The organism is Roseibium sp. (genome assembly GCF_048260565.1).
Classification (GTDB): domain Bacteria; phylum Pseudomonadota; class Alphaproteobacteria; order Rhizobiales; family Stappiaceae; genus Roseibium.
Window position 1 is genome coordinate 45,172 of the sequence record NZ_JBLXGP010000006.1, and the last position, 23,345, is coordinate 68,516.

Here is a 23,345-nt window from a genome sequence, read left to right on the forward strand (position 1 = left end):
ACGAATCCTGCGCAGACGCTTTTGGCGCCCACGGGTGGCGGACTGTTCAAACCAGTCGGACTTCGTGTCTTTCCGGACTAACCGGCCTGTTTCAGGCTGGCGCTGTGGGTGAAGAACGAGGACGCGGAGCTGGCCGCTCCAAGTTCGATCGCGGCCTGCTTGAGCGTGGGGCTGAGTTCCCTGGCGCGGTCTTCGTTGAGACGGGCGTAGGGGCCTGCGATCGACACGCAGCCGACCACGTTGCCCGTCAGCGCGTTGCGAACGGGCATTGCCATTGCCGCCAGTCCCACCGTATAGGTGTTGGCGGAATAGGCGTAGCCCTGCTCCCGGAAGGTGGCGAGCAGCTTCTGCAGTTCGGCGATGCTTTCGATGACCCTGAGGCCCGCGGCCGTGGATCCCGAGCGCAGTCCCTGCTTGCTGACCAGGGCGATCGCTTCGTCGTCGTCCATTGTCGACAGCCAGGCGAGGCCGCCCGCCGTGGAGGCGAGGTGGATCTGCATCCCCTGTTCCGGGCCCGGGTCGTATCGCAGTCCGGTGGTCGCGCCCTGGGCCACGGCGACCCAGATTAGCTTGTCGCCGTCGACGACGGACAGGCGGATCAGTTCGTGGCTGGCCTGGGCAAGCTTGTCGAGCACAGGCTGGGCAAAGTCGTTGATGCCGCAGCGGGTCAGATAGTTCAGGCCCATGGCCGCCAGCTTGAGGCTCAGAGTGTAGCGACCCCCTGCTTCGTGCTGGCGGACATAGCCGAGCCGGGCAAATTCATTCAGCTGGCGATGAACCCCGCTCATCGGCTGGCCGGTGCGGGCGGCGATTTCGCTCACCGTGTAGCCGTCGGGATCCTCCGTAAGTAGTTCCAGGATGCCGAGAGCTTTCTCGATCACGCTACTCATTGTGTATCCCCCAGTTAGGACAGCATGGATTGCGGTGAAACCGGCCCCATTCTGCTTTGTGCAGAAAACAGCATTGCCTCAACGCAGGCAAGACTTTGCATGGCGTCCCGGACGGTTACCAACGGCTCTGTATTTCCGTCCACGACGGACAGGAAATGCTTTAATTGGACAGAAAAGGGCTCTTCCGGCTGCACGGTATGCTTCTCGGGCATCATCGGCTCGTACCAGGACTTTTCTCCCGGATAAGACCAGATGTGGAAGTCCGGCAGCGAGATCGCCCCTTCGGTTCCGCTGTAATAATGGGCGCTCGCAGGCAGGGCGGGGAAGCGCTTGGGAACTTCGCCGGCCGTCAGGTCCCAGGCCCACGGGGAAACCGCGGCATCCGTCACCGTGAAATTCGCCAGAAGGCCGCTTTCGAAACGTACGGACGCCACCGCGCTGTCCTCGACATCAAGGCCGCGCACGGCGGAAGACGCCAGGGTCACGACCTCCGTGATGTCCCCGAAAATATAGCGCAGCAGGTCGACCTCGTGGATCATGTTGATCAGCATCGGCCCGCCGCTGCCCGGTTGCCGCCGCCACTCCACATCGTGGTATCCGGCGTTCTTGAACATGGCGCCTATGACGGTTGCCACGACCGGCTTTCCGATCCTGCCGGCTGCGATCAGCGACCGGGCTTCCTGAATGATCGGATTGTGGCGCCGGTGATGGCCGACAAGGACGGGAACGTTCTTCCGCTCTGCCGCCTCCGCCAGCCGGATCGCCGCCCGCGCGGTTTCTGCGACCGGCTTTTCGACCAGGATCGGGATGCCCGCATCGATAAGTTCAAGGGCGATCGGCACATGCGTCGCATTGGGCGAGGCCACAATGGCAGCGTCAAATCCGCCGTCCTTCAGGAGGCTGGCCGTGTCCGGAAACAAGCGGACGCCTACGTTTTCGGCAACCTTCGAAGAAGCCGGGAGGGGATCGACAAGGGCGACCGCCTTTGCCTTGTCTGCAGCCTTTGCAATGGTTGCAAGGTGCTGCTGGCCGATCACGCCGGCCCCGATCACCGCAATCCTGCATTCGTTCATGGGGTTACCCTCCCGTTTCCTCTCGCCTGTATCGTTCCGCAATGTGCGTATTCAGAAGGTGGCCCGCCCGCCGGACATGTCGAAGGCGGCGCCGGTGGAAAACGAGCATTGCTCGGATGCCAGCCACAGAACCATTTCCGCCACTTCGTGTGCCTTGCCTGCCCGTTTCATCGGAATGCGCGCCAACAGGCCTTGCAACTGTTCGTCGGTCATCTGGTGGATCAGGTCAGTCTCGATGATCGCTGGTGTCACGCAATTCACCAGAATGCCGGTCTCCGCCAGTTCCTTGGCCAGCGCCTTGGTCAGCGCGATCACGCCCGCCTTGGCGGAGGAATAGGCGACCTGATTGGCGTTGCCTTCCTTGCCTGCGATCGAAGCGACATTGACGATACGGCCTTGGCCTTGCTGCCGCATGCCCGGCACGATGTATTTGCAGGCCAGAAAGACGCTCGTGAGATTGATGTCGATGATCTGATGCCACTCGTCTGCCTCCAGCCCCTCGATCGGCGTCGTCCGGCCGGTGATCCCGGCGCAGGTCACCAGAATGTCCACCCGGCCGAATTGGTCGATGGTCTGGTTGAAGGCCTGCTTGACCGCGAACGGATCGCGCAAATCGCATGTGGCCGAGAAACGGGACGCATTGTCCGGGGCCTTGAGGTCCCAGATCGCGACCCGTGCACCTTCCGCCTCCGCCCGGTCGGCGACAGCCGATCCGATGCCCCCGGCGCCGCCGGTGATCACAATGACTTTGTCCTGAAAACGCACGATCGATGGTTCTCCCGATTCCGCTTTTGTTGATCGAGATATTATTGAATGTTTTTCGAATATGGAATAGCATTCCATAAAAAATAAGCTGAAACGATAAAGGAACGTCGCATGAAGACATATCTGGTCACGGGAGCGAGCGAGGGAATCGGCGGTTCCGTCTGCAGGAGAATCGCCGAGGCGGAACAGGGTCTGGTCAGGCTCGTCCTGACGACCTCCGGCCGCAAACCGGCCCCGCAGTCCCTGATCGACGGCCTGACGGATCTCGGTGCAGAGGTGACCTATGTGGCCGGGGATCTGTCTGATCCGGACATATGCCGCGAAATTGCCGCCAGGGCCATGGAAATCGGCGAAGGGCAGGTGCAGGGCTTCGTGTCCAATGCCGGAGCGATGGCGCCGACGCCGCTTGCCGACATCTCCATCGACACCTGGCAGTCCCAGATGGATCAGAACGTGCGCGCAACCCTGTTGCTCGCCCAGAACCTCAAGCCGGCGCTGACGGCGGCCAGGGGCGCGATCGTTGCGACCTCCTCCATGGCGGGCCTTGCCCCGCTCAAGGGCAACGCGGCCTATTCCATCTCGAAGCAGGCGCTCAACATGCTCTGCCGCAGCCTCGCCCAGGAATGGGCCTGCGACGGCATCCGCGTCAACGCAGTGCTTCCGGGCATGATCCGAACACCGCTGACGGAAAAGATCTACACCAATGAAGCCGTGCTGGAGGCCCGCTCCAATTTCGTTCCGCTGGGACGGGTGGGGCGTCCGGAGGACATTGCCGAGGCCGTGTGGTTCCTCTTGAGCGATGCGGCCTCTTACGTGACCGGGCAGTCGCTGGTCGTCGACGGCGGGCTCCTCGACAGTATCCTCTATCGCGTTCCCGGTGTTCCTGCTGACTGACGTGAACCGACGAGGTTCCAATTCTTTTCGCACCGGGCTTGCCCGGTGCGCGTCTCCAGTTTGCAAACAAGCGGAAAATCGAACGAACCATGCAGGCCGATATGCAACTCACACAGGACAATGTCCTGGATCGCAAATGTCTGATGCCGTCGCAGGACATGCTTCTTGCCGGGCTCGTCGGGCGCGGTATCCAGCGCTCGCGAACACCGGAAATGCATATGGCCGAAGCGGCCGCCCACGGGATGCGCAGCGTTTATCAGATTATCGATTTCGATGTCTTTTCGGGACGTGAACCGGATCTGGCCGAAATCCTGAGCGCGGCGGAAATGACCGGCTTCAACGGTCTCAACGTCACCTATCCGTTCAAGATCCAGGTTGTTCCGCTGCTCGATGCATTGTCGGCGAATGCCAGGGCGGTGGGGTCGGTCAACACGGTGGTGTTTCGCGATGGCCGCCGCTACGGCCACAACACCGACCTGTGGGGCTTTTCGGAAAGCTTCCACAGGGGCATGGAAGGGGTAGCCAGGCGGAATGTCCTTCTGATCGGCGCCGGGGGCGCCGGCGTTGCCGTCGCCCATGCACTGGCCGATCGCGGCGTTGAAAACCTGCTGATCTTCGATGTCGACCGGGCGCGCGCAGGCAATCTTGCCGCACAACTGAAGACGAACCGGCCGGCCATGTCCGCCGAAGTCGTCGATTGCCTCGACAGCCGATCCGTGTCCGGTGTGGACGGGGTCGTCAACGCGACGCCGATCGGAATGGCGAAATCCCCGGGGTCTCCTCTGCTTGCGGACTTGCTTGATCCGGCCATGTGGGTCGCCGACATCGTCTATTTCCCCCTCGAGACGCAGCTTCTCAAGGATGCGCGCAAAATCGGTTGTCGCGTCCTGCCGGGCTCCGGAATGGCCATCTTCCAGGCCTCCCGATCCTTCGAGCTTCTGACCGGCCGACCGGCCGATCCGGAACGCCTGAAAGCGACCTTCGACAATTTCGTTGGGCCTTGCGGCACTTGAGCGCTTCGGCGCCGCCAAGTTCCCTGCAAGTCGGTACACGGGGAGCCCTAAGTCCAATCGACATTCATGATTCAAATTAGTTGTGATGTGTGATTCATGGGGCTCCAGATTTGTTGATCTGGGGTTTTGTGATGACCAAGCGCTAGGAACTGACGACAGCCCAATGGCGGCGCATCTGTGATCATTTACCCGGCAAGCCGGGCGACCCCGGCCGTTGTGGCGAGGATAACCGATTGTTTGTCAACGGCGTTTTGTGGGTTTTGCGCTCCGGAACTCACTGGCGGGACCTGCCTGGCCGTTATGGCAAATACAAGACCGTTCACAAACGCTTCACCCGCTGGGCCAAGGCCGGAGTCTAGGAGAAGGTGTTCAATCACCTGATCGAAGACCCCGACAACGATTACATCATGCTCGAAAGCACTCTGGTTCGCGCCCATCAACAGGCAGCGACCGGAAAAGGGGGGACGGCAACCAGGCTCTGGGGCGTTCCCGAGGAGGATTGACCACCAAGATCCATATGGCGACCGACGGCAAAGGACGGCCCGTCAAGATCATCCTGACACCCGGCCAGCGTGGCGACGTTACCCAGGCGCCGGAGTTGCTTAAAGGCTCTAGCCATGCCGGGCCCTGGCCGACAAGGCATATGATTCCAATGCGTTGAGAAAGATCATCGCGGATATGGATGCGGAGGCCGTCATCCCATGTAACCCAACCCGCAAGCACATCATCCCCTACGACTTCCAAGCCTACAAGGCTCGAAATCTCATCGAGCGCTGCTTCAACAAGCTCAAGCATTTTCGCCGCATAGCTACTCGATACGATCGAAAGGCGATCAATTTTCTCTCATTCATCCAAATCGCGGCCGATATCTTATGGATGCGATGAATGTCGATTCAGCCTAGCGGTTGACGCTAAAAAATGTTGTTTACCCGCATTGAAGGCCAAGGCCTTGACCAATGCGACGCCTATCTAAATGGAGATAGCAACTGCCTCGCCGTTTCCCACGAAATTGCTCAACCCATCCATCTAATCAGGCATACCCGACACCGCCATTGGCCAAGTCTGGAATTTGTCTCAATATCTATTTGGTGGGGTGCAAATCCTTCGCGCAATCGATCGCTTGAATGTTCTAAGCAACAGCAAAGAGCATCTGTAAAGCAGTCTGAATAAACTCATTTGCAAACAAAGCTGAGCACCGCCTGGCTGGCATCCGAACGAAGGATTTCTTGTCCCTTGACGCTCTTCAAATCATTGCCGAACAGCAAGGAAAAGGTCGCGCTGTTCGAGACGTTGAAGAAGCTGATGGCCGAAATCATCCAGTGAATCCGCAAGGGGGTGAGGCCGTCGCGGAACACGCCTTCCTGCACCCCTTTTTCGTAAATATACGCTATGCGGGAAATAGCCGCCTCATTGAGCTTCTTGATTGCATCGGACTGCTCCAGAAAGCGGCCGTGGTGGATGTTCTCGATCATGACGAGGCGAATGAAATCCGGATTTTTCCGGTGATGGTCGAAGGTGAATTCCACCAGCCGTTCCAGTGCTTCTTTCGGAGGAAGATGCTCAAGATCGAGCTTCTCCTCCCCGGTACGCACCTTCTTGTATGCCGCCTCGAGCGCCTTGAGGTAAAGGCCGTCCTTGTCGCCGAAATAATAATAGATCATCCGCTTCGACGTCCGCGTCTTGGCGGCAATGTCGTCCATGCGCGCGCCGGACAGGCCGTTGCGGGAAAACTCCTCCAGGGCCACCGCGAGAATATCCGCGCGGACTCCTTCCGGATCCTGTTTCCAGCGGGCGCGGTTCGTTCCGGTTTCTGCAGTCATAGAATCATCGATGGCCATGGCTTCTTTCTACCCCAGAGGAGACGCGGATACCATAGCAATTTAACCAAACGGTACAAAGTGATTGACACAATTAACCGAGAGGTTCATTTTGCGACCAACGAATAAAAACGCGGGAGGAGCGACGCGTGAGCGGCGCAGCAAAGATGTTGCTGGCAGGACTGGTCGGGCGCGGCATTGCGCGTTCCAGGACACCCGAAATGCATATGGCCGAAGCAGAGGCGCTTGGCATGCGCGCCGTCTACAAGATCATCGATCTCGATAGCTTCGAACCGTCTTCCCCTGACTTGAGCGACATTGTCCGGGCAGCGGAAATGTCCGGCTTCAATGGCCTCAACGTCACCTATCCCTTCAAGATCGACATCGTTCCGCTGCTGGACGACATGTCGGCGAACGCAGCCGCCATCGGCTCGGTCAATACGGTCGTCTTTCGCGACGGCCGTCGCTACGGGCACAACACCGACCTGTGGGGCTTTGCCGAGAGCTTCCGGCGCAACATGGAAGGCACAGTGCGGGACCGCGTTGTCCTGATCGGCGCGGGCGGCGCAGGCGGCGCGGTCGCCCATGCCCTTGCCGACTGCGGCGTCCGGGAGTTGCGCATTTTCGACGCGGATGCAGGCCGGTCGGAACGGCTTGCAGAACAGGTCCGCACAAACCGTCCCGGCCTTGTCGCGAAAACGATCGAACGGATCGATCATGGAACCGTCGAGGACCTCAACGGGCTGGTGAACGCGACGCCTGTCGGGATGGACAAGTCCCCGGGGACGCCGTTTCCCGCGGAGCTGCTCAATCCGTCCCTGTGGGTCGCGGACATCGTCTATTTCCCGCTTGAAACCGAGCTTCTGGCCAGTGCGCGCGCACGAGGATGCCGGGTTCTTCCGGGGTCGGGCATGGCGGTCTTCCAGGCCGTTCGGGCGTTCGAACTGTTCACCGGCATCAAGCCGGACATTTCCAGAATGAAGGCGACGTTCGATGCCTTCGATCAACCAGGCCACCCGCAGAAAGAGGTGACCGGCTTCAACAGGCCGATACCCGGCGCCCGGCCGGCCTAAGGAAAATAACAAGGGTGCAGAAACTGCAATGGGAGGAAACAATGCAGGCTTTATTGAAACTGGCCGCGGGGTGTGTCGCACTCACCTCCGTGGTCTTGCCGCTCAAGGCGGCTCTGGCGGCCGACAAGGTCGAGATCGTCTATTCCGACACCGTTCCTGAAAACGACGACCGCACGAAGATCCTGCGCGAAAGCTTCGGCAAGTGTCTCGGCGACGAGTTCAATTTCAAGGATTATCACGGCGCGACCCTGTTCAAGCAGGGCACCGAGCTGACCGCCATGCAGCGCGGTAATCTCGATATGGCGAACCTCGCCATCTACGATTTCTACAATCAGGTCCCGTCGACCGGCATCCTCGGTGCCGCCTATCTCTACCGCGACTACGATCACATGCGGAAGGTCTGGGCCTCCGGCGCGCTGGACGATCTGATGAAGGAGATCGAGGAAAAGGCAAAGGTCAAGGTGCTGTCGAACCCCTATATCGGTACCCGCCACCTGAACCTGAAGGGCGACAAAAAGATCATGACCCCGGCGGACCTGGCAGGCGTCAAGCTGCGTATGCCCGGCGGCGAAGGCTGGCAGTTCGTCGGCGAAGCCCTGGGCGCCAACCCGACGCCGATGGCCTTTACGGAAGTCTATACCGCGCTTCAGACCGGCGCCATCGACGGCCAGGACAATCCGCTGCCGACCGACAAGGACATGAAGTTCTACGAGGTCACGGACCAGATCATCCTGACCGGTCACCTGATCGCCAACAACCAGCATTCCATCTCTCTTTCGAAATGGAACAGCCTGACGCCGGCGCAGCAGGCCAAGGTCCAGGAGTGCTCGATCAACTTCCAGAAAGCTCTCGACGCGGTTACTCGCAAGCGAGAAGGCGAACTGGTCGACTTCTTCAAGGAACAGGGTCTGGAAGTGTATACTCCGGACATCGACGCGTTCCGCAACCATGTGCTCGCGGCCTATGCGGATTCCAGGTTTTCCGAGGACTGGCCAGCAGGTCTGATCGACAAGATCAACGCGGAGTAACCCGCGCAACAAACCTTCAGGATCCGGCAGCGAATGCCGGGTCCTTACCCTTAGAACCGGATGTTTCCCCGTGCCCAGTGTGACCAGATCAATCGAATTCCTCTACAGCAGGGCCGAGAACATTCTCGCGCTTGTGCTGGCGAGCCTTTTTGTCAGCTTTCTGATTCAGATCGTCTTCCGGTACGTGCTCAACCTGCCGCTCGGCTGGACGGTCGAATACGTCGCCATCGCCTGGCTGTGGGGGATACTGTTCGGCTACGCCTTCGTCGTCAGGGAAGATGACGTGATCCGGCTCGACATCGTCTACGGCTCGGTCCCGGCGGCCATACAACGGATCATGGATGTCTTCACCGGACTGGTGTGTGCCGGCATCTTCCTGTGGACCCTGCCCAACGTCTGGGACTACGTGACCTTCATGGCCATCGAACGGACCGCCTACATGCAGATCCGTTTCGACTACGTCTTCATGATCTACATCCCCTTCGCCCTATCCGTCATTATCCGGTCGCTGATCAGCGTCTGGCACGGCCTTAGCGGAAACCACCCCAAATATGCCGTCGGTGCGGCGTCGGAAATGCACGACTATGACTGATCCTTTCGTTCTTTCGCTGATCCTGATCGTCGCCCTGGCCCTGTCGGGCCTGTCGATCGGCCTTGCCATGATCTGCGGCTCGACCATCTACCTGGTCCTGAAGGGTTTCGATCCCTCAATCGCGTCTGAAACACTGCTGCAGGGCCTGTTCAACAGCTACACGCTGCTTGCGATTCCCCTGTTCATCCTGGCCGCCGACATCATGAACGTCGGTAGCCTCGCGGACCGTCTGCTCCGGTTTTGCCAGGCTCTGGTCGGCCGGTTCCGCGGCGGGCTCGGCCACGTCAACGTTGTGTCGTCTCTGATCTTTTCCGGTATGTCGGGCTCCGCGGTCGCAGATGCGGTCGGCATGGGCCGGATCATCATCGGCATGATGACCAAGGACGGCAAATACACGGCCAGCTATTCCGCCGCGATCACAGCGGCGACGGCAACCATCGGTCCGATCATTCCGCCGTCCATCCCGATGGTGCTCTATGCGCTCGTCTCCGATCAGTCGATCGGCTACCTGTTTGCCGCCGGCATGGCGCCGGGCCTGCTGATGGGCCTCGTGCTCGCCGTCATGAACACCATCATTGCCCGCCGGCGCAATTTCCCGGTCGATGACAGTGTCCCGCTTTCGGAGATGCCCCGCGTCACCATGCAGGCTTTTCCGGCCCTGATGCTGCCGGTCATCCTGCTCGGAGGCATCTACGGCGGTGTCGTCACCCCGACCGAGGCGGCCGCGGTCGCGGCCTTCTACGCCCTGGTCATCTCGGTCGTCGTCTACCGGTCGGTCACAGCCGGCCAGTTCTACTCGACCCTTTTGAACAGTGCCCGGTCGACGGCGACCGTCGGTATCCTGATTGCCGGCGCTCTCACCTTCAACTACGTGATCACCCGCGAAAACGTCCCCAATTCCATTGCGGACTTCATGGCCCAGTTCGAACTGTCGAAATGGGGCTTCCTGCTCGCGATCAACCTCTTGTTCCTGGCGCTCGGCTGCATCCTCGAGGCGGGCGCGATCCTTCTGATCATCGCTCCGATCTTCATTCCGACCGCCCAGGCGCTTGGGATCGATCTGGTGCATTTCGGGGTCGTGGTCGTGGTCAATGCCATGCTGGGGCTGATTACGCCACCCTACGGGCTTTTGTTGTTCATCGTGGCCAACATAACCAAGCAACCGCTGGCGCGCATTGTGCGCGACCTCGTCCCGTTCATCATTGCGCTGTTCGCAGCACTTGCCTTCATCACCTTCGTACCGGACTTCGTGCTCTTCCTGCCGCGGATGCTCGGTTACAAGGGGTAAGCTGAAACCTTGAGGAATTTCAGATGATTAATCCGGAACTAGACGCCTTTTTATCGGTCTGGGACAAAGGCTGGTCGGTGCTGCCAGCCAATGCCTCGCCGAAGGAGCGCCGGCTTCTGTTCGAATATATCGCAGAACGCATGCGCCTGCCCCGGCCTGAGGGCGTCACCTCTTCCGTACGCTTCGTGCCTTGTGAAAAGCGCAACGTGCTGGTGCGCGTCGACCGGCACGACGACGGCTGCACGCAGCCTTGCCTGATCTACATGCATGGCGGCGCCTGGGCGCAAGGCAGCCCGATGACCCACGCGGACATCACCATGCGGATCGCGGCCGAAAACAAACAGACCGTGATCAGCGTCGACTATGCTCTTGCGCCCGAACATCCGTTTCCGCGGGCGGTCTACGAGTGCCGGGACGCGGTCAAATGGGCGAAGGACAATGCGGCCGATCTCGACATCGATCCAAACCGGATCGCCGTCGGCGGGGACAGTGCCGGCGGAAATCTTGCTGCAGCGATCACGATTGCCCTGCGCGGCACCGCCTATGCCCCGATGGCGCAGCTGCTGATCTACCCGGGCACCGATTTCGACATGAGCAAGCCGTCCTATACTGAGAACGCCGATGCGCCGCTTCTGAAGGTCGCCGGCATGCCCACGGTCAATGCCAATTACTGCCCGAACGAAGAAGACCGGCAAAACCCGCTCGCGGCCCCGTCGCTCGCCGAAAGCCATGTTGGCCTGCCGCAAGCCTATATCGCCGTGGCGCAATACGATCCGCTGCGCGACGACGGCGCATCCTATGCCGACAAACTCAGGGCCGCCGGCGTGCCGGTGGAATTTGACACCGGCGAGGGCCTGATCCACGGCTATCTGCGCGCCATGGAATATTGCGCGGCCTCGCGCGCGAGCCTCGCCCGCATGTGCGCATGGCTCGCCAATTGTTACGCGACGGAGTAACCGGTCATGAAAACGGCGATTGCGACGGTTTCGATTTCGGGGGATCTGGCTGAGAAGCTGGCAGCCATCGCGGCAGCCGGGTTCGACGGGGTGGAAATCTTCGAGAACGATTTTCTCGCCTTCGACGCCAGCCCGCGCGAAGTCGGCCAGATGGTGCGCGACCACGGTCTGGAGATTTCCCTGTTCCAGCCGTTCCGCGATTTCGAGGGCATGCCGGAACCGCAGCGAACCCGCGCCTTCGAGCGGGCGGAACGCAAGTTCGACCTGATGGGAGAACTCGGCACCGACCTGGTGCTGATCTGCTCCAGCGTGTCGCCGTTGTCGCTCGGCGGTATCGACCGGGCCGCGGATGATTTCCGCGAACTCGGGGAGCGGGCGGCCAGGCACGGCATTCGCATCGGCTATGAGGCGCTCGCCTGGGGCCGGCATGTCAGCGATCACCGGGATGCCTGGGAGATCGTCCGCCGCGCCGATCATGCAAACGTCGGCCTGATCCTCGACAGCTTTCATACGCTGGCGCGTAAAATCGATCCGGAGACGATCCGCTCCATCCCCGGGGACCGGATCTTCTTCGTCCAGTTGGCCGATGCGCCGAAGATCGACATGGACCTGCTCTACTGGAGCCGCCACTTCCGAAACATGCCGGGCGAAGGCGATCTCGACGTCACCGGCTTCATGCGCGCGGTCGCCGCCACCGGCTATGACGGGGTGATCTCGCTGGAGATCTTCAACGACCAGTTCCGCGGCGGCTCGGCCAAGCCGATCTCCGTCGACGGCCACCGGTCCTTGGTCTACCTGATGGATCAAGTGAAGCGGCAGGAACCGGGGATCAAGATCGAGGTTCCGGACATGCCGGACCGGATCGCGGTGTCCGGGATCGAGTTCGTGGAATTCGCCGCCAGCGAACAGGAAGCAGCCGATCTCGGAGCCCTGCTGCACACGCTCGGCTTTGCCCGCCTCGGCCGGCACGTGTCGAAGAAGGTCGACCTGTGGCGCCAAGGCGAGATCAACATCGTGCTCAACACCGAACAGTCGGGCTTCGCCCATTCCTCCTACGTGACCCACGGCACCAATGTTTGCGACATCGGCCTAAAGGTGGCCGATGCAAAGGCCACCGTAGAGCGGGCGCGGGCGCTCGGCGCCGAACCCTTCGAGCAGCCGGTGGGGCAGGGGGAACTGAACATCCCCGCGATCCGGGGCTTGAGCGGCGGGGTGATACATTTCATCGACGGCACAAGCGAGCTCGCCCGGGTGTGGGAGATCGAGTTTTCTCCTGTCTCCGACGACCGCAAGGCGGAGCCGGCGGATCTCTTACGCATCGACCATATCGCCGAGACCATGGCCTTCGACGAGATGCTGACCTGGCTGCTGTTCTACACCTCGATCTTCAAGACGGAGAAGACGCCGATGGTGGACGTGGTCGACCCGGCAGGCCTGGTGCGCAGCCAGGCGATCGAGAATACGGAAGGATCTTTAAGGATCACGCTCAACGGCGCGGAAAACCGCAAGACCCTTGCCGGCCACTTCCTGACGGAGAATTTCGGTTCCGCTGTTCAGCATCTCGCCTTCGAGACGGCGGATATCTTCGCCACCGCCGCTGCGCTCGCCATCAACGGCTTCAAGCCGCTCGTCATCTCGCCCAACTACTACGACGATCTCGATGCCCGCTTCGGACTGGACGACGTCTTCCTCGAGCGGCTGAAAAGCCACGGTGTCCTGTATGACCGGGACGAAAAGGGCGGGGAGTATTTCCAGCTCTACAGCCCGTTCTTCGGCGAGGGCTTCTTCTTCGAGATCATCGAGCGCCGCGGCGGCTATTCCGGCTACGGCGCCGGCAACGCCCCCTTCCGCATCGCCGCCCAGAAACGCCATCTCCGGGCAAAGGGCATGCCCAGGGGGTAGGCTGCCAGGAAAGATAACGGAAATCGAATCTCGGACCTGAATGCCTAGTAGGAGCTTTGAGACACTGCTCGCTTTTCGATTTGGTAGGCTTCCTTGATGCCGAAAAATCAGCGCTAAAACACCAAGACCGTATCGACGGTCTCCTCAGCCAATCGTCCCGGTCGCCAGGGCATGCTCCACACCGCCCCGGATGTGGCAGGCAAGCACCTCGCAGGCCCTGGCCGCGTCGCGCTTTAGCGCATGTTCCAGCAGGAGGCGGTGTTCTTCGGCGGCGATATCGCCACGATAGGAAAGCGCGACGAGCTGGTAGCGCAGGTACTTGTCGAAGGCGTCCGCATGTGTCTCCATCAGCAGTTCCGATCCGCAGGCGGAAATCAGCACCTGATGGAACTCCCAGTCATAGCGTTTCCAGGACTGGATTTCGCTGTGATCGCCGTCGCGCATCCTGGCTTCGAGCGCCTTCAGCCGGTGATGGGCCGCGACCACGCGCCCTTCCCACTCCATGCCACCTGCCGCGAAGGACTGCTCCAGCGCGTGGGTTTCCAGAAGAAGTCTCAGGTCCGCTATTTCCCTCAGGTTTGCCGCCGAGACGGGCGCGACCTGGAAACCGCGCTGGCCTTCCGCCACCACAAGCGCTTCGGATGCGAGCCTGTTCAGGATTTCCCGCAGCGTGCTGACGCTTGCGCCATAGGCATCTTTCAGTTTCTCCAGCCGAAGCTTCTGCCCCGGAGCCAGCTTGCCGAAAATGATGTCGGAGCGGATCTGGCGATAGGCGCCTTCCCCGATCGTCGGAACGGCCTGCCCGGAGTGCGGCGGCACTTCGCGTTTCATTGACACGCTCCGCATAAATGAGGCGTTTTGAAATGGCGTCCCACATTCACACCTTCAACAGCCCATTGTTCAGAGTGTGTTCGACACAGGCCTCGATGTGTCCGGCAAGGATTTTCGCCGCGGTCTCGTGATCACGCTCCAGCGCGCATTCCAGGAGCCGGCGGTGCTCATTGCAGGCAGCCTTGCCGCGATAGACCACGGCCACGATCTGGTAGCGGAGGAAGTGATCGAAGATCCGGCGGTGGGCTTCCATCAGGACATTGGAGCCGCAGGCGGCAATCAAGGCGCCGTGGAATTCGCCGTCGTAGCGCTTCCACGCTTCCGTCCGGGTGCGGTCCCCAGCCTCCATCAGCGCCTCCATCCGCGTCAGTTTGTGATGGGCGGCTACGACCTGTGCTTCCCATTCCAGGTCGCCGCGCACGAAAGATTGCCGAAGCGCATTGGCCTCCAGCAATTCGCGCATGCCGGCCACTTCCCTGAAATGCTTTTCCGAAACCGGCGAAACATGGAAACCGCGCTGGCCCTCCGCCACCACGAACCGCTCGGAAGCGAGCCGGTTGAAGACTTCGCGTAAGGTGCTGACGCTGACCAGATAGGGCGCTTTCAGGCTTTCCAGCCTCAGGCGAGACCCGGGCACAAGCGTGCCGAAAACGATATCGCGCCGGATCTGCCGGTAGGCGATCTCTCCGGACGTTTCGACGGACATGTCGGGCGTTGCGACTTCGGCGGCTCTCATGGACCCCTTCTTTGCAGTTTCCCGCCGTCCCGGCAAGCGGCATGGAAAGGATAAAATCAATAATCTATGAGATTTTTGATAATACCCATTGAAATTGAGTTCGTCTAATGGCACGACTCCCGGTGACGGAAATTAACCGTCGTGAACATTTGGCTTGGGAGGTAACAGCCATGATGGAATTCACGAGACGCACGCTGCTGGCCGCCGGTGTGGCCGCGGCCCTCATCGCGCCAGGCGCGACCGCGTCGGCACAAGACAAGATGGAACTGAACTTCTCGGCCGTCTTTTCGCCGCAGGACATTCGCGCCGAGATGATGAAGAACTTCGCCGATGGCATCGGCGACGAGTTCACGTTCAACGGCTATTACGGCGGCACGCTGTTCAAGCAGGGCACCGAGCTGGTCGCCATGCAGCGCGGCAACCTGGAAATGGGCAACATCGCCCCGCAGGACATCGCCAAGCAGATCCCGGCATGGTCCGTGCTCACGTCGGCCTACCTGTTCCGCGACTCCGATCACCTGCGCAAATTCTTCGCCAGCGACGTCGGCAAGGAAATGACCAAAATGGTCGAGGATAAGCTCAAGGTGAAGATCCTAGGCCCGACCTATTTCGGCGTCCGCCAGGTCGGTCTCAATCTGGACAAGGAAATCAAGACCCCCGCCGACATGTCCGGCGTCAAGCTGCGCATGCCGGGCGGCGAAGCCTGGCAGTTCATGGGCAGCGCGCTCGGCGCCAACCCGGTGCCGATGGCTTACAGCGAGGTCTATATCGGGCTGCAGAACGGCGTCATCGACGGTCAGGATAATCCGTTCCCCAACGTCCAGAACATGAAGTTCTACGAAGTCATGAAGCAGATCGTCCTGACGTCTCACCTCGTCGGCTACGACCTGTTGTCGATCTCGCTCGACACGTGGAAGAAGCTGTCGCCGGAACAGCAGGCCAAGGTGCAGTCGGCTGCCGATGCAGCCATTGGCTGGAGCACGGAGCAGCACCTCAACCGGGAAGCGGAACTCGGTTCCTTCTTCAAGGAACAAGGCCTGAAGATCTACAAGCCGGACGTGGATGCCTTCCGGGCCTACGCTCAGGACAAGTATCTGAAGTCCGATCTTGCCAAGGACTGGCCGGAAGGCATCGTCGACAGGATCAATGCCATCCAGTGATGATCTGAGGCCACTCGAGCCGCGCGGGCAGGTTTTTGCCTGCCCGCGCGTTTCCTGTCGGCACCACCTTCAGGCGGACAATCTGCACGTCCGCCTGTCCGATCTCCGACCTGACGGCGGAAATCGCGTTTCCATCCCTTCGCGGAGCGGCCCATGGCAAATCCCATTTATATCCTGAACGGTCCCAACCTGAACCGGCTCGGCACCCGCGAACCGGAGATCTACGGCCACACAACCCTGGTGCAAGTCGAGGCGATGTGCCGCGAAGCGGCCGGCGCCACGCCGGTGGAATTTCATCAGTCCAACCGGGAATACGAAATCATCGAGTGGGTGCACGAAGCCATCGATGCCCCGGCCGGCGGCATCATCATCAACCCGGCTGCCTTCACCTTCACCTCGATCGCGATCCTCGACGCCCTGAAGATGTTCCCGGGTCCGATCATCGAACTGCATATCTCGAACATCCACCGGCGCGACGCGATCTATCACAACTCGCTGGTGTCGAAAGTCGCCACGGCCGTGATCGCCGGGTTGGGGCCGTCCGGATACAGAACTGCGGTTGGCGCGATGAAGGAATTGATCTTGGCATAGCCCATTCCTTGCAACGGGAGAATGGGCGCTGAAAACGTAATAGACACCGGTCAAACTCGCTGATATCGCCACCGGGAATGAATGTTGCTCCACGGCATTGCAAGTTGCCAAACTTGACGTCCATCTCGGTAACGGTCCGCGCCGCGATCGACTACTCCTTACGAGCGGTTTTTGAATCTGCATTGACTGCGGGCTGTCTATTGAAACCCCGGCCATACCGTGCCTGGTGCTGGATAACCGGCCTCCAAAAATGGGATCGTCGCGCTAACCCTTCTCGCGGCGCGGGAACTGACGCGCCACAGGATTGGTGTGGTCACAATCGCTCCGGGGCTTTCAGCAACATCAATGATGCCCGGTATGCCGCAAGACGTGCGGGACAGCCTGGGAGCGAGCGGATCCGTTAACCTTCTGCAGGATTATGCCCCCTGGCCGGAAACGTCATTGTGGGTAAAGAGAGGAGATAATAAGACTACCAATATTGTTAGGGGATCGAGTTGGAGTGCGGCGGATAGTACACCTCATGGTAAGATTGCACTGCGTGTATTGGCCGGCACGTAAGCTGCTGCGCGCCGAAGGGCTTCCGGAAGACGGAGCCGTTTTCTAACGAACCGATCTGGAGGCTCCGGATCTGGTCGGACGGTGCGCTAAGACCTGCGCATCCACACAAGCTTTGAATTTAAAGTCTCGGTATGATCAGGCCCCCGCAACCAAACAATAAAACCCGGCACACCGCCGGGTTTTTTGCGTTTGAAAACTGCCTCAAGGATTTTGACCGGACAAGATGCCCTCAAAAAGCCCATAGGCCGACCCTGCGAAACATAAATCCCAGAACGATTTGCGACAGCTCCACGGATCATAACGACAAAAATACGAACACTGAGAAAAAACGGCCCAGAAACGATCCGGCACATCTAGCTTCAGGTGTCCATCAACACACGGATCAGCTCTGCCTGCCGCTTGACGCCGGTCTTTTCGAAGATCCGCATCAGATGGGTTCTGGCGGTATTGATGGAAATGCCACACCGCGCAGCCGCTGCCGCGCGGCCATCACCCTTGAGCATCTCCACGGCGAGTGCGGCTTCCGCTGGCGTTAAGTCGAAACGGACCCTTAGATCCTCCATATCCGCGACCTTGCCCCGGTCCGGGGCCCGGATCACAAGCATGGCGGCTGCCGGCGTTCCATGCGGATTGCCGGTATTTGAGCGGTACGGAAGGACGTCGATCACAAGCTCGGCCTGTCCGTGCTCCCGCTGGATTCCAATGGGTTTGCCGCAAGGCTTATGCGGATCGATCCGGGCACAGGACTGAACGGCGGATTTGAGACGGATGTCTGTTTTTGCGTCCCGCACTTGAAAGACGCCGTTCTTCACGGCGATCCCGGGTTCCGTTGCGAGCAGATCCTCCGCATCATCGTCCAGATACAGGCACCGTCGTTTGGCATCGACCAGAATGAGCCCCGCATGGTCGGACCGGAGACTGCAATCGATTAGGGACCGTTGGAGGTCCAGGCGATGGAGTTTGCGTGCTATGGACACGCCCCGCTCGATATGCGGAACCATCAACCGTGCTTTCCGCAATGTTTGCACCTCAAATTCGTCCTTCGCGGGCGAGGTCTGCAGGACAAACGTGCTGAACGCGGTCCGTTCCCGAAAAAGCGGCACGGTCACGCCGTAGTTTCCATAGCCTGTAAAACGCCGGAATTCATTGTAGAACGCGCTGGAAAAATAGGCGTCGCGATCGATGTCGGCCACCGAGATGAACCTGCCCGGAGGCGTTTTGGCAGCAAGTTCGGAAAGGGGATCGTGCCGCCACCAGTGCCGGTTATAGGCGACGAGCGAGTCCGGATTTGCGCCGGGCGTAATCACCGAAGAATAGTTGATATCGGGATCGACGGCCACAAGGGCGGCGTTGGCCCCGCCGCAAAATGCAGCGATCTTCGTCAGAAGTTCAGGCCACTGATCGGCCTCCAGGGCCGCGTCGTAGATTTCTCCGACGATGTTCAAGGCGGTGTCGTGTTTCATCTTTCAATATCATCCGAACTTTGCCCCTGGGAACCTGACCCTCGTCACATTAGGCAGATGCGGATAATGGCGCTTACCCCACATGGGGTAATTCCTGAAGACTGCTGAAAATTGAGGCGTTTGCGGTCGGACTGCGGATAAACGAAGGAGCCGGTCTCTTATTCGCCCAGACCGGCCAGAAGGGCGATGATCCGGTCCGGAGCCTGGTAGAGAGCCAGTTGGCCGGTGCCCTCTAGCGGTATCAGGTCGATTTCCGGCCTCAGGTCGGCAATTTCGATGACCAGGTCGAGCGGTGTCACTGGATCATGAACACCGTGGATGAATGACATCCGGCGCGGTGCGAGTCTTTTCAGCCAGTCGGACCAGTCGGACGCCGCCAGTGCTGCGTCGATTTCATAGGCCGCGGTTCCCTGTTCGAAGGCCCGGCGGAAATCATTCAGAAAAAGGTCTCTGTTGACGGGGTCGGAAATCAGCGCCGTATCCTCCGCCGCTCCGGCAAACAGGTTGTTGAACAGAACCTCGATCCGGTTTTCCACCAGAAGCCCGAATGTGCCCCGGACGAGCAATGACAGCGCTTTGGGAAAATACCGCGCAGTATAGGCAAAAAGGCGTGGCCATGCCGGCAGATGGTCTATGTGTCTGCGGGCCAGGAACGGCGGAAAACCGGAAATGGCAACGGCATGTTGAAACCGGTCCGGCAGCAGGGCGGCAGCCGTGGCCGCATAGATGGCCGAAGACATGTGACCAACGACGACCGTCTTTCCGATACCCAGTACATCGAGCAGGTACGCAAGGTCCGATGCGAAGGCCCGCTCCGGCGAGGCCGGCTTTTCCGGAAATGCGGTCGACTTGGCAAAGCCGGCCCGCCAGGGACAGATCAGCCTGATTCCGTGTCGGTGCAGGCTGTCGAGAACGACCGGCGGCATGATCGTGCCGGAAAACATGTTGTGCAGGAAAACCACCGGCCGCCCGGTCGGCGGACCGCATATTTCCACCTGCATTTGCCGATTGTCCGGCAATGTCAGGATGAGGCTGCCGGGAGGGGTGCCGTCATCGGGTTTCCCGTGCACCGGGATCGACAGTTCGGGCGTGACCAGGGTGATCGCGGCGAAGAGGCGCACGAGGTCGAGTTGCGAACTGACGCCGGTCTTCGTCAGAAGTGACTTGGCCTGGGTACGGACGGTCTCGACGGACCTTTGCCGTTTGGTCGCCAGTTCGGTCAGGCTCTGGCCGCTCACCAGCGTTTTCAGGATCTCCTGTTCCGATTTCGACAGGCCAAAGGCCTCCGTAATCGCTTCGCCGGCTGCCTGGGACCAGTCGAAGTCGATCCGGCTGAGCCGCGCAGCGGTGCCGTCTTCGCTGGTCGTCGCCGGAGACAGAGCCCAAAGGGTTCGCCGTTGATCATTCCGGTAGAACGGAACGATGCAGAACACGTTTTCGGGTCGAGCTCCGAAGATCTGCTTCAAACCGTCCTTGAGGAGGTGTTCGCCTTCCGCGTCCATCGGTGCGGAAAAAACATTCTGTCGCGCAACGAAAGGCATGTTCTGTTCATCGTCGGCGTGGACCGAAATAATCGTCCCGTTGCGGTCAAGAAGAACGAAATCGCCCTCGTCGCGCAGGCTGGCGGCGCGGAAATCATTCTGCTGCCACAAGCGCGCGAATGCGTTCGCCGCCTGCTCGAAATGAAGCTCCGCCTCGACATGATCGAGAACCTGTTCGCCTTCCCGGGTCTGGCCGCCCGGAAGCGCTTCCGGAGATTGCGACTTGTCGTAGATTGCCGAGAGTTCTTTGATGAACCGCTCGGTCTTGGCCGGGTCGGAAACGGATTGGTGCGCAAGGTCGATGATCTGGCGCTTCTTTTCAAACTGCAAGAGACGCACTCCGGCGCTGACTAAACAGTGTCGACGCAGTCATTTATCGGTGAAGGTTTGGCACTCGACATACGTCTGACCGTTCATTCTTAGGCAAGACCTGGCCATCATACAAACATCGCGTGCGCGAATCGCGTGCAAGAGGACGGTTGATGACGCCCGGCAAGGCTGCGCCGAATGGCGAAACGACCATCATCGAATGGAGCTGCTTGACCCGGATTTTTCGACCGATCCATTCACCGCTCAAAAAAATCCTTCTTAAGCGGGGGAGGCCGGCGATGATGTACCTGTGCCTGTTTTCCGTGCCGAGATTCGTGACTTGCCGATGAACAGAAACATTGCGGCAATCAGCAGTCCGGCCATCAGCATAATGAGTCCGAGAACGGGCCGGTAGGCGATCCAGGCCACGCCCATGACCAGCGGCGCGAGGACAAACGTCAAAGCCAGGGCGGCGAGCCCGGTGGCGAAGCGGAAGACGTCGCCGATAAACGGAATGATATCGCCGAGAACGCCGACAATCGAGAACATAAGCCGGAAGCCGATCAGGATCGCGAGCGTGCCGACCCCGCGAATGATCCAGGTCTTGGTGACATTTGCCGACTTGACGGTTTCGAACATGTCCGTGGCCGTCTTGTCGCCGGCAGCTGTGAGGAAAATCTTGTTTCCGCTGGAGGTTTTGTAGGGCATGAGTCGGTCGCCTTGCTGCATGCCGACGATGCTGGCCTTATCGGCGACGAAAGCAGTCAGGGTTATCTTCAAGTCGCCGATCGCAGGGGATGACGGATTGTTGCCCACATAGATGGCGTCGGCCGAGGGCTGGACTTTGAAGCTGTTGCCCAGAAATTTTTTCAACCCGGCAAGAGGGGTCTGGTACGGCGGCAGGGTTTCCGTCTTTCCAAGTCCCGCCAGGATGCGTCCGGGGAACTGGAACCCGCCGACGGCTGCGCTTTCGGACGTCGCGCTGTTTTGAGGGACTGCGAAATCGGGGTTTTCGTGTCCTTCCGGTTTTTTGAAGTTGGAGCTGGCGATGGGGCCGGAGGACCAGGTTCTGGAATAGCTGTAGGTGGTCACCTTTTGCGTATCGCCGCCGATCTTGTTTCGCGTTTCGCGCCGTGTCTCTTCTTTCCATTGGTACATTTCGACATGGCGTATGAGCCGGATCGTGTTGACCGGCAACGCGAGGCCCCTGAACAGGGGGTCGGCCGGTGGCGCGGCAACCCTGACCGGTCCGCTGATGTGAACGAGCCGGCCGTCGTTGGTAACGTCCGGGCGTGCGGCAGCGACGGACACGACGGTTTCGGCGCCCTCGTTGAGGGCGCGCGCGAGTTTCACTGCGCGGCCCTCGTTCCAGAAAAGAGCGCCGCAGGCGACGATGACGAGGAGGAAACCGGCGGCTATGCCACCGAAAGCACCGGTGATCCGTCGGAACCAGGATGTGGATGTTGTCTCCGTAAACTGGTCGGACATGGGAGGTGTTCCTTGATCGCGGACAGGCGGTTATTTGTAGATGTTCAGGCGGTTGCCATCGCCGCGGATCTTCTTTGCTTCCTCGACTCCTTCGGCAGTGACGCCGGTCTTGCGCACGTTGATGGAAGTCACGCTTTCAAGCCCGGCCAGATGCTTGAGGGCGGCATCCGTGACGGCGGTTTCGTCGATATTGATACTTTTGAGATTTTTGCCTGCCAGTGCGGCGATCCCGGCATCCGAGACCGTTGTTTTGGACAGGGTCAGGAAGGCCAGCGAGCCGTGCTCGGCGAAGGCTTTAAGCCCCTCGTCGGCAACGTCCGTGCCGGCCATGGACAGGTTGGTCAGGCTGATGATCTTGGCCGCTTCCGCTGCGGTCGGATCGCCGACGTGGTTTTCGTTCAGGTTCAGCTCTTCAAGCTGGGCAAGCTTGCCGATATCGCCGGCCGTTTCGTCGCTGAGACTTGTCCGCTGCAGGTACAGTCTTTTCAGATGGGGGGCAGCCGCCAGCGCCTTGAACGAGGTACCGGTAATGATCGTGTCGTTCAGGAAGAGCTCGCTCAGACCCGGAATGGTCGCGATGTGCCCGATACCCGCGTCGGTGATGGTGTCCACATTGTTCAGGTTCAAACGGCTGAGAGAGGGATGCTTTTCAAAGGCCTTCAGCGCATCGTCGTCGATATAGAGATTGCTTGCTTCGAAGTCGCGCAGGCGCGGCAGACCGGCAAGCAACGCAACGCCTTTGGGGGTGACGCCCTTGGTTCGCGCGATGTTGAGGCGTTCCAGCTGGCTCATGCCCGAAATCGCCTCCAGTCCGGCATCGCCGACCGACATGCTTGTCAGGGTGAGCTGCTCGATGCTTTTTGACGTGGCGAGCGCCGCAAACCCGTCCGGGGTGATGCCTTTCACCCTGGCCAGGCTGAGAGCTTTCAGATTGGCCATGGCGGCAATCGCGCTGACGGCTTCGTCGGTAATCTGAAGATTGGTCAGAGACAGGTTGGTCAGGGACGATGAACCGGAAATCGCAGCCAGTCCGGACGGTGTCAGGTCAAGCTGGTGGATAATCGTCAGGCTTTGCAGCTTGGGCAAGTCCACGACGGCTTTCAGGTCTTCGTCGGAAAACGCGGTCGCGGTGCTTGTGACGGATAGGAACTTGAGCGTCGACAGCGAGGCAGCGGTCGCGGGCTTGTTCAGAACCTTGATGTCCAGCGCCTGGAAGCGGTCCGCCAAGGCTCCCAGGTCGACGGCCGAAGCGGGCATGGGCAACAAGGTGATCGCCGCAAAAAACATTACGGCACTGGTGCATGCTTTCAATCTGAAATGAGACATCCAAATACAGTCCTTTTCCTTCTGCCCGTCCGGAAGGCTAGGCAGAAGGAA

General features: G+C 60.1%; 20 protein-coding genes and 1 pseudogene. 11 read left to right on the plus strand and 10 right to left on the minus strand.

The features are described from left to right. Positions 1 to 77 precede the first annotated feature (77 nt). Genes ACN0SO_RS14485 through ACN0SO_RS14495 form a run of 3 tightly spaced genes read right to left on the minus strand, consistent with a single transcriptional unit; the run spans position 78 to position 2,728 of the window. Complete coding sequence (locus tag ACN0SO_RS14485) at positions 78 to 890, minus strand: IclR family transcriptional regulator (RefSeq protein WP_417678891.1); 813 nt, start codon at positions 888 to 890, stop codon at positions 78 to 80. Positions 891 to 904: 14 nt separating this feature from the next. Beyond that, positions 905 to 1,963: a Gfo/Idh/MocA family protein gene (locus ACN0SO_RS14490; RefSeq protein WP_417678893.1), complete on the minus strand. Its 1,059-nt coding sequence runs from the start codon at positions 1,961 to 1,963 to the stop codon at positions 905 to 907. Between the two features lie 51 nt (positions 1,964 to 2,014). Then, positions 2,015 to 2,728, minus strand: a complete 714-nt coding sequence (locus ACN0SO_RS14495) for an SDR family oxidoreductase (protein ID WP_417678895.1) — start codon at positions 2,726 to 2,728, stop codon at positions 2,015 to 2,017. Positions 2,729 to 2,839: 111 nt separating this feature from the next. Here ACN0SO_RS14495 and ACN0SO_RS14500 point away from each other — a divergent pair, with 111 nt between their 5' ends. From ACN0SO_RS14500 to ACN0SO_RS14510, 3 genes and pseudogenes are all read left to right on the plus strand, one after another. Next, entirely contained in the window at positions 2,840 to 3,622 is a 783-nt protein-coding gene (locus ACN0SO_RS14500; protein ID WP_417678897.1) for an SDR family NAD(P)-dependent oxidoreductase, read from the plus strand. Between the two features lie 101 nt (positions 3,623 to 3,723). After that, positions 3,724 to 4,635, plus strand: a complete 912-nt coding sequence (locus ACN0SO_RS14505; RefSeq protein WP_417678899.1) for a shikimate dehydrogenase — start codon at positions 3,724 to 3,726, stop codon at positions 4,633 to 4,635. A 149-nt stretch (positions 4,636 to 4,784) separates the two neighbouring features. Further along, positions 4,785 to 5,520 (plus strand): annotated as a pseudogene (locus tag ACN0SO_RS14510) (IS5 family transposase). 287 nt (positions 5,521 to 5,807) lie between these two features. On the opposite strand, the gene ACN0SO_RS14515 reads toward ACN0SO_RS14510, so the two are convergent. Next, on the minus strand, positions 5,808 to 6,473 hold the full coding sequence (locus ACN0SO_RS14515; RefSeq protein ID WP_417678901.1) for a TetR/AcrR family transcriptional regulator: 666 nt from the start codon (positions 6,471 to 6,473) through the stop codon (positions 5,808 to 5,810). A 128-nt stretch (positions 6,474 to 6,601) separates the two neighbouring features. On the opposite strand from ACN0SO_RS14515, the gene ACN0SO_RS14520 reads away from it, so the two are divergent. The 6 genes from ACN0SO_RS14520 to ACN0SO_RS14545 all read left to right on the plus strand — a co-directional run bounded on the left by ACN0SO_RS14520 (position 6,602) and on the right by ACN0SO_RS14545 (position 13,291). Continuing rightward, the gene (locus ACN0SO_RS14520; protein ID WP_417678903.1) at positions 6,602 to 7,525 is read left to right on the plus strand and encodes a shikimate dehydrogenase; all 924 of its coding nucleotides are present in this window, start codon (positions 6,602 to 6,604) and stop codon (positions 7,523 to 7,525) included. Between the two features lie 41 nt (positions 7,526 to 7,566). Continuing rightward, a complete protein-coding gene (gene dctP / locus ACN0SO_RS14525; protein ID WP_417678905.1) occupies positions 7,567 to 8,553 on the plus strand; it encodes a TRAP transporter substrate-binding protein DctP in 987 nt (328 codons plus the stop codon). Positions 8,554 to 8,632: 79 nt separating this feature from the next. Next, positions 8,633 to 9,145: a TRAP transporter small permease gene (locus tag ACN0SO_RS14530; protein ID WP_417678907.1), complete on the plus strand. Its 513-nt coding sequence runs from the start codon at positions 8,633 to 8,635 to the stop codon at positions 9,143 to 9,145. After that, a complete protein-coding gene (locus tag ACN0SO_RS14535) occupies positions 9,138 to 10,433 on the plus strand; it encodes a TRAP transporter large permease (protein ID WP_417678909.1) in 1,296 nt (431 codons plus the stop codon). Before ACN0SO_RS14530 ends, ACN0SO_RS14535 begins: the two co-directional genes overlap by 8 nt. Positions 10,434 to 10,456: 23 nt before the next feature. Next, complete coding sequence (locus ACN0SO_RS14540; RefSeq protein WP_417678911.1) at positions 10,457 to 11,389, plus strand: alpha/beta hydrolase; 933 nt, start codon at positions 10,457 to 10,459, stop codon at positions 11,387 to 11,389. Between the two features lie 6 nt (positions 11,390 to 11,395). Continuing rightward, on the plus strand, positions 11,396 to 13,291 hold the full coding sequence (locus ACN0SO_RS14545) for a bifunctional sugar phosphate isomerase/epimerase/4-hydroxyphenylpyruvate dioxygenase family protein (protein ID WP_417678913.1): 1,896 nt from the start codon (positions 11,396 to 11,398) through the stop codon (positions 13,289 to 13,291). A gap of 144 nt (positions 13,292 to 13,435) precedes the next feature. Here the strand turns inward: ACN0SO_RS14545 and ACN0SO_RS14550 are convergent, their stop codons facing one another. Both ACN0SO_RS14550 and ACN0SO_RS14555 read right to left on the minus strand, forming a co-directional pair. Beyond that, complete coding sequence (locus ACN0SO_RS14550; RefSeq protein WP_417678915.1) at positions 13,436 to 14,122, minus strand: GntR family transcriptional regulator; 687 nt, start codon at positions 14,120 to 14,122, stop codon at positions 13,436 to 13,438. Between the two features lie 46 nt (positions 14,123 to 14,168). Continuing rightward, on the minus strand, positions 14,169 to 14,858 hold the full coding sequence (locus ACN0SO_RS14555; RefSeq protein WP_417678917.1) for a GntR family transcriptional regulator: 690 nt from the start codon (positions 14,856 to 14,858) through the stop codon (positions 14,169 to 14,171). A gap of 173 nt (positions 14,859 to 15,031) precedes the next feature. On the opposite strand from ACN0SO_RS14555, the gene ACN0SO_RS14560 reads away from it, so the two are divergent. Together ACN0SO_RS14560 and ACN0SO_RS14565 are read left to right on the plus strand one after the other, a co-directional pair. Beyond that, a complete protein-coding gene (locus ACN0SO_RS14560) occupies positions 15,032 to 16,018 on the plus strand; it encodes a sialic acid TRAP transporter substrate-binding protein SiaP (protein ID WP_417679359.1) in 987 nt (328 codons plus the stop codon). Positions 16,019 to 16,171: 153 nt separating this feature from the next. Next, positions 16,172 to 16,609, plus strand: coding sequence for a type II 3-dehydroquinate dehydratase (locus tag ACN0SO_RS14565; protein WP_417678919.1), 438 nt, complete (start codon positions 16,172 to 16,174; stop codon positions 16,607 to 16,609). Positions 16,610 to 17,526: 917 nt separating this feature from the next. On the opposite strand, the gene ACN0SO_RS14570 is transcribed toward ACN0SO_RS14565, so the two are convergent. From ACN0SO_RS14570 to ACN0SO_RS14585, 4 genes are all read right to left on the minus strand, one after another. After that, on the minus strand, positions 17,527 to 18,630 hold the full coding sequence (locus ACN0SO_RS14570) for a helix-turn-helix transcriptional regulator (protein ID WP_417678921.1): 1,104 nt from the start codon (positions 18,628 to 18,630) through the stop codon (positions 17,527 to 17,529). Between the two features lie 158 nt (positions 18,631 to 18,788). Then, the gene (locus tag ACN0SO_RS14575; protein ID WP_417678923.1) at positions 18,789 to 20,501 is read right to left on the minus strand and encodes an alpha/beta fold hydrolase; all 1,713 of its coding nucleotides are present in this window, start codon (positions 20,499 to 20,501) and stop codon (positions 18,789 to 18,791) included. A 258-nt stretch (positions 20,502 to 20,759) separates the two neighbouring features. Further along, a complete protein-coding gene (locus ACN0SO_RS14580; RefSeq protein WP_417678925.1) occupies positions 20,760 to 21,968 on the minus strand; it encodes a TMEM43 family protein in 1,209 nt (402 codons plus the stop codon). 30 nt (positions 21,969 to 21,998) lie between these two features. Beyond that, positions 21,999 to 23,255 carry a hypothetical protein gene (locus tag ACN0SO_RS14585; RefSeq protein ID WP_417678927.1) on the minus strand — a complete coding sequence of 419 codons (1,257 nt, stop codon included), beginning with the start codon at positions 23,253 to 23,255 and terminating at the stop codon, positions 21,999 to 22,001. Positions 23,256 to 23,345 lie beyond the last annotated feature (90 nt).

Excerpts from the sequence above, each read along its gene's own strand:
- ACN0SO_RS14565 (WP_417678919.1), top strand. The coding sequence starts at position 16,172 with ATGGCAAATCCCATTTATATCCTGAACGGTCCCAACCTGAACCGGCTC.
- ACN0SO_RS14545 (WP_417678913.1), top strand. The coding sequence starts at position 11,396 with ATGAAAACGGCGATTGCGACGGTTTCGATTTCGGGGGATCTGGCTGAG.
- ACN0SO_RS14580 (WP_417678925.1), bottom strand. The coding sequence starts at position 21,968 with ATGTCCGACCAGTTTACGGAGACAACATCCACATCCTGGTTCCGACGG.
- ACN0SO_RS14500 (WP_417678897.1), top strand. The coding sequence starts at position 2,840 with ATGAAGACATATCTGGTCACGGGAGCGAGCGAGGGAATCGGCGGTTCC.
- dctP (WP_417678905.1), top strand. The coding sequence starts at position 7,567 with ATGCAGGCTTTATTGAAACTGGCCGCGGGGTGTGTCGCACTCACCTCC.
- ACN0SO_RS14560 (WP_417679359.1), top strand. The coding sequence starts at position 15,032 with ATGGAATTCACGAGACGCACGCTGCTGGCCGCCGGTGTGGCCGCGGCC.
- ACN0SO_RS14490 (WP_417678893.1), bottom strand. The coding sequence starts at position 1,963 with ATGAACGAATGCAGGATTGCGGTGATCGGGGCCGGCGTGATCGGCCAG.
- ACN0SO_RS14485 (WP_417678891.1), bottom strand. The coding sequence starts at position 890 with ATGAGTAGCGTGATCGAGAAAGCTCTCGGCATCCTGGAACTACTTACG.
- ACN0SO_RS14550 (WP_417678915.1), bottom strand. The coding sequence starts at position 14,122 with ATGAAACGCGAAGTGCCGCCGCACTCCGGGCAGGCCGTTCCGACGATC.
- ACN0SO_RS14540 (WP_417678911.1), top strand. The coding sequence starts at position 10,457 with ATGATTAATCCGGAACTAGACGCCTTTTTATCGGTCTGGGACAAAGGC.
- ACN0SO_RS14505 (WP_417678899.1), top strand. The coding sequence starts at position 3,724 with ATGCAACTCACACAGGACAATGTCCTGGATCGCAAATGTCTGATGCCG.
- ACN0SO_RS14570 (WP_417678921.1), bottom strand. The coding sequence starts at position 18,630 with ATGAAACACGACACCGCCTTGAACATCGTCGGAGAAATCTACGACGCG.
- ACN0SO_RS14535 (WP_417678909.1), top strand. The coding sequence starts at position 9,138 with ATGACTGATCCTTTCGTTCTTTCGCTGATCCTGATCGTCGCCCTGGCC.
- ACN0SO_RS14515 (WP_417678901.1), bottom strand. The coding sequence starts at position 6,473 with ATGGCCATCGATGATTCTATGACTGCAGAAACCGGAACGAACCGCGCC.
- ACN0SO_RS14585 (WP_417678927.1), bottom strand. The coding sequence starts at position 23,255 with ATGTTTTTTGCGGCGATCACCTTGTTGCCCATGCCCGCTTCGGCCGTC.
- ACN0SO_RS14555 (WP_417678917.1), bottom strand. The coding sequence starts at position 14,858 with ATGAGAGCCGCCGAAGTCGCAACGCCCGACATGTCCGTCGAAACGTCC.